Origin of the sequence: Bradyrhizobium sp. (genome assembly GCF_049691595.1) — a bacterium.
Lineage (GTDB): Bacteria > Pseudomonadota > Alphaproteobacteria > Rhizobiales > Xanthobacteraceae > Bradyrhizobium.
Genome location: NZ_JBAVNZ010000595.1, coordinates 1 through 4,659, shown reverse-complemented (window position 1 = coordinate 4,659; position 4,659 = coordinate 1). Strand labels below are relative to the sequence as shown.

The 4,659-nt window shown below is 63.0% G+C and carries 6 protein-coding genes; 5 read left to right on the top strand and 1 reads right to left on the bottom strand.

Annotated features, from left to right (window positions below):
- Positions 1–246: hypothetical protein (locus WCE35_RS23880; protein ID WP_424595774.1), on the top strand; the 246-nt coding region annotated here is incomplete at its 5' end.
- Between the two features lie 17 nt (positions 247–263).
- On the opposite strand, the gene WCE35_RS23875 is transcribed toward WCE35_RS23880, so the two are convergent.
- Positions 264–986 carry a hypothetical protein gene (locus WCE35_RS23875; RefSeq protein ID WP_424595773.1) on the bottom strand — a complete coding sequence of 241 codons (723 nt, stop codon included), beginning with the start codon at positions 984–986 and terminating at the stop codon, positions 264–266.
- Positions 987–1,142: 156 nt separating this feature from the next.
- Between WCE35_RS23875 and mbfA the strand changes: the two genes are divergently transcribed.
- From mbfA to WCE35_RS23855, 4 genes are all read left to right on the top strand, one after another.
- Complete coding sequence (gene mbfA / locus WCE35_RS23870) at positions 1,143–2,114, top strand: iron exporter MbfA (protein WP_424595772.1); 972 nt, start codon at positions 1,143–1,145, stop codon at positions 2,112–2,114.
- 83 nt (positions 2,115–2,197) lie between these two features.
- Entirely contained in the window at positions 2,198–2,995 is a 798-nt protein-coding gene (locus WCE35_RS23865) for a hypothetical protein (protein ID WP_424595771.1), read from the top strand.
- 73 nt (positions 2,996–3,068) lie between these two features.
- The gene (locus WCE35_RS23860) at positions 3,069–3,599 is read left to right on the top strand and encodes a cytochrome b (protein ID WP_424595775.1); all 531 of its coding nucleotides are present in this window, start codon (positions 3,069–3,071) and stop codon (positions 3,597–3,599) included.
- Positions 3,600–3,687: 88 nt separating this feature from the next.
- Positions 3,688–4,659 (top strand): amidase (locus WCE35_RS23855; RefSeq protein WP_424595770.1); only part of this gene is annotated, 972 nt, incomplete at its 3' end.

Genomic DNA, 4,659 nt, shown 5'->3' with positions numbered 1-4,659 from the left:
CGGGTTCGTCAGCAGACGACAACGTCCAGCTCGCTCAATTCTACCGCCATCACCATCACCACCATCATCATCACAGCTTTTATCGCCGATATGACTATGATGAATATGGTCCCCGCGTCATCGTCGTTCCGCGGTACCGGCGGTATTACCACCACCACCACCACCATCATCATCACCACCATCACAGCTTCTATCGCCGCGACTATTGAGTCTGCGTCGGATCGCGTGACGGAAAACAGGGCCTAATGGCCCTGTTTTTTGCTTTATTCCTGTCGGGATTTCTCTTTCGCCGCGCGGTGCAGATGCCGATAGGTGCCATCGAACACCGTGTCGGTCGAGGAAGTCCATTCCGTGCCGGCCGAAAGCGTCGGCCGGCTGCTGTAGATCCGCCGCGCCTGCAGTTCGCGTTCGGCCGATTCTTCCTCGCCCATCTTCTCGAGTTCGAAATTGGCTTCCTCGGGGATCACGATGATCTGCGCGAACGGCTCGTTCGGCCTGAAAATGTGGGTACGGCCCTCGGCCGGCGCCTTGAAGACCGTAAAGAACAGCATCGGCCACCAGTTTCGCACCAGCGCGGGAACGGCGACCGGCACCGTGTCGGAGCGGTCGGTATAAAAACGGGGATGCGGTTCGGTCCGGATCGCCATGCCCTTCGGCACCTTGAGATCGAGCAGGATCTGATAGGTGTAGAAAGTGTCGCCGAAGTTGCGGAACGGCGGCCATTGCACCCCACTATCGGGCGGCTCGCCCCAATCGGCCTCGAAAATGAGTTTGCCGTCCCTGGTGCTGACGTGAAGTTCGAAGGCGTACGGGTAGAACAGTTCGATACCGTATTGCGCGCCTTCCGAGAACGGCACGCAATGCCAGACCTGTTCCCGGGAGCCATCCGCGCGCGGCTCGCGCTCGCCCGCCCAGCCTGGGATTTCGAGCCGGGTTCGGCGTGGCGCAAGCCTGGGATCGTTCAGACGATATTTGACTTTCTGCATTGAAACTCCCGATCGAAAGCGGATGCGCCGACAGCAACTCGAACGGACGCTAGCGGCAACGGCTCCCGATGGCGATCACACGTTAGGAATTGACCGCGCCCAGTCCGGTCACTATATGCTTTAGAATAATTCTAAACAGCGTCCGGGCAGACATTCGTGAAAAATTTCGCCGACTTGACCGAGCGCGAGGTGCTGGCGGTCGCGATCTCCGCCGAGGAGGAAGACAGCCGCATCTATATGAGTTTCGCCGAAGACCTCGCCGAACGCTACCCGGAATCGGCCAAGCTGTTCGAGCAGATGGCGGAGGAGGAAAAGGGCCATCGCCACATGCTGCTGGAACTGTACGAGCAGCGCTTCGGCAAGAACCTGCCGCCGATTCGCCGCGAAAACGTCAAGGGCTTCCTGCGCCGCCGTCCGGTCTGGCTGACGAAAAACCTCTCGCTCGACACCATCCGCAAGGAAGTCGAGACGATGGAGTTCGAGGCCGAGCGTTTCTACGTCAAGGCCGCCGAGCAGGCCCAGGATGTCGGCGTGCGTCGGCTGCTCGGCGATCTCGCCGAAGCCGAGAAAGGCCACGAGCACGTCGCGGCGAAGCTCACCGACCGAATTCTATCGCCCAATGTGCGCGCCGAGGAAGACAAGACGCGCCGGCGGGTGTTCGTGCTGCAATATGTGCAGCCCGGTCTCGCCGGATTGATGGACGGCTCGGTCTCGACACTGGCGCCGCTGTTCGCCGCCGCCTTCGCCACCCATCAGAACTGGCAGACCTTTCTGGTGGGGCTCGCCGCCTCGATCGGTGCCGGCATCAGCATGGGCTTTGCCGAAGCGCTGTCTGACGACGGATCGCTGACCGGACGCGGCTCGCCTTGGCTGCGCGGAGTAACCTGTGGCCTGATGACGACGCTTGGCGGCCTCGGCCACACCATTCCCTACCTGGTTCCGGACACATGGGCGAACGCGTTCTGGATCGCCACCGCCATCGCCGGCATCGTGGTGTTCTTCGAATTATGGGCGATCGCCTTCATCCGCGCGCGCTACATGGACACGCCGTTCCTGCAGGCGGTGTTCCAGATCGTGATCGGCGGGGCCATCGTGCTCGCGGTCGGCATCCTGATCGGCGCGGCATAGGTGCCGGGGCAATGATCAAACGACGCGGCGGGCGAGGCTTCCGACGCAGCCCCGGCTGGCCGGCCGGCGCAATGTTGGCGCTGTTGTCCGCACAACCTGCCAAGGCCATCGACGAAATCCAGGTCTATAACGCCGGAATCGCCGCGCCCGGCCAGTTCACGATCCAGCAGCACCTCAATTATATCGCCGTCGGGCTCAAGGATCCGCCGTTTGCTGGCGGCCTCGTCTCCCATCACAGCATCAACGGGACGCCGGAGTTTGCCTACGGCGTCACCGACTGGTGGGAGGTCGGGCTCTATCTGCCCTTCGCGATCCAGGACCGGCAATTGCTGTCGGATTCCTTCAAGCTGCGGACGCTGTTCGTCGCGCCCAATGCCGAGCAGCGCAACTTCTTCTATGGCGTCAATTTCGAGTTCTCCAACACCACGCCGAAATTCTCGCAGACCAGGTTCGCGATGGAAATCCGGCCCATCATCGGCGTCCGCAACGGCGACTGGGAGTTCATCGTTAACCCGATCGTGGATATCGGCTTTGGAAAATATGGCGAGGCGGACTTTGCGCCCGCGGCGCGCGTGGCGCGAAAGCTCGGCCCGGATCTGTCGTTAGGGCTGGAATATTACGCCGATTTTGGCCAGATCGGGAATTTTGCAAAACCTGCCGACCAGCAGCACACGCTGTTTGCGGTGACCGATTTCAGGCTCGGCGTGTTCGGCGTGAACTTCGGCGTCGGTTACGGGCTGACGCCGGCCTCCGATCGCTTCGTCGTCAAGACGATCGTCGGCTACGCATTTCCGGTGACCGGCGGCGATTCCGCAACAAGCGCCGCGGCCGGACCCGTCAACCCGATGTCGCACGCCTCGGCACGGCCCTTTCAACCCTGACGAGGCCATGCGCGCTTGCCTCACCGTTACGCCTCACCGTCAGCACAAGCATTCTGCCAACCTCCGGAAGCTCATGACCGATCGTTTGCAATATGGGGCCATCGCGAAGATACTCCACTGGCTCGTCGCAGCGCTTCTGCTGGTGCAATATCCGATCGGCTGGCTGATGCCGGATATTCATCGCGGCATGACGCCCGGCGCCGCCATGACATTCCACGTCTCGTTTGGCCTCGTCATCCTCGTCCTGATCGTCCTGAGATTGGTTTGGCGGCTGACGCACCCGGTGGCGCCCGAGAGTTCGTTGTCCCCCTGGCAGCGGCTGAGCTCGGAAGTCATGCACTGGCTGCTCTACGTTTTAGTACTGGCTACCACGGTGACCGGATGGCTGTTCGCATCGTTCCGGGGCTGGTCGATTTCATTGTTCTATCTCATGCCGATGCCGATGCTGGCGTCCGACAATGCGGCGGCCGGTAAAGCGATCGATGGCCTCCATCAGGCAGCGGAGTGGGCGCTGCTGGCCGTGATCGGCATCCATGTGGCGGCGGTACTGGTTCATGTCTTTTTCTACCGCGACCGCATCATGCAACGGATACTGCCGGGATGAGAGGTCGCCGGCCGCAATAACGGTCTAGCGGCCGCCGGAACAACCGGACATCATCGGACACGATCAGAAACCGAACCTGGAGCACGCCTTGGCCACATCGCAATGGAGTTTTCAGACCGCCGTCGAACTGTCGGCAGCGCTTGCCGCACGGAAGGTCTCGGCGGTCGAACTGGCGCAGGACGCGATCGGCCGCATCGAGCGGCATGACAGCCGGATCAACGCGATTTGCGTCCGCGATTTCGAGCGCGGACTTGCGGCCGCCCGCGCCGCCGACGCCGCATTGGCGCGCGGCGAGACCAAGCCGCTACTCGGCATCCCCTTGACCGTGAAAGAATCCTACAATGTCGCCGGCCTGCCGACGACCTGGGGCTTCCCGGCCCAGAAGGATTTCACACCGGGCGAAGACGCGCTGTCGATCACCCGCGTCAAGGAGGCCGGCGGCGTCATCCTCGGCAAGACCAATGTGCCGCTCGGGCTCGGTGACTGGCAGAGCTATAACGAGATCTACGGCGTCACCAACAACCCGTATCATCTCGGCCGCACCCCGGGCGGCTCCTCCGGCGGATCGGCGGCGGCGCTCGCGGCGGGTTACGGAGCGCTTTCGCTCGGCTCCGACATCGGCGGCTCGCTGCGCGTGCCGGCGTTTCACTGCGGCGTCTACGCGCACAAGCCGACCTACAATCTGGCGCCGCTGCGCGGGCATACGCCGCCGCCGTTCCCGCCTCTCCCGCTCGACCGCGACATGGCGGTGATCGGCCCGATGGCGCGCTCGGCCGCCGATCTGTCGCTGCTGCTCGACGTCATCGCGGGACCCGATCCGCTCGACATGGGCGTCGGTTACGAGCTCGCGCTGCCGCCGCCGCGCCACCATGCGCTGAGGGATTTTCGGGTGCTCTTGATCGACAGCGATCCGGTGCTGCCGGCGGACAAGAACATTCGCGCCGCGATCGACAGGCTGGCGGGTGGTCTCGCCAAGGCGGGCGTGGGCGTCGCGCGGCAAAGCCCGCTGTGGCCGGACTTTGCGGAATCCTCGCGGCTCTACATGCGGATGCTGATGTCG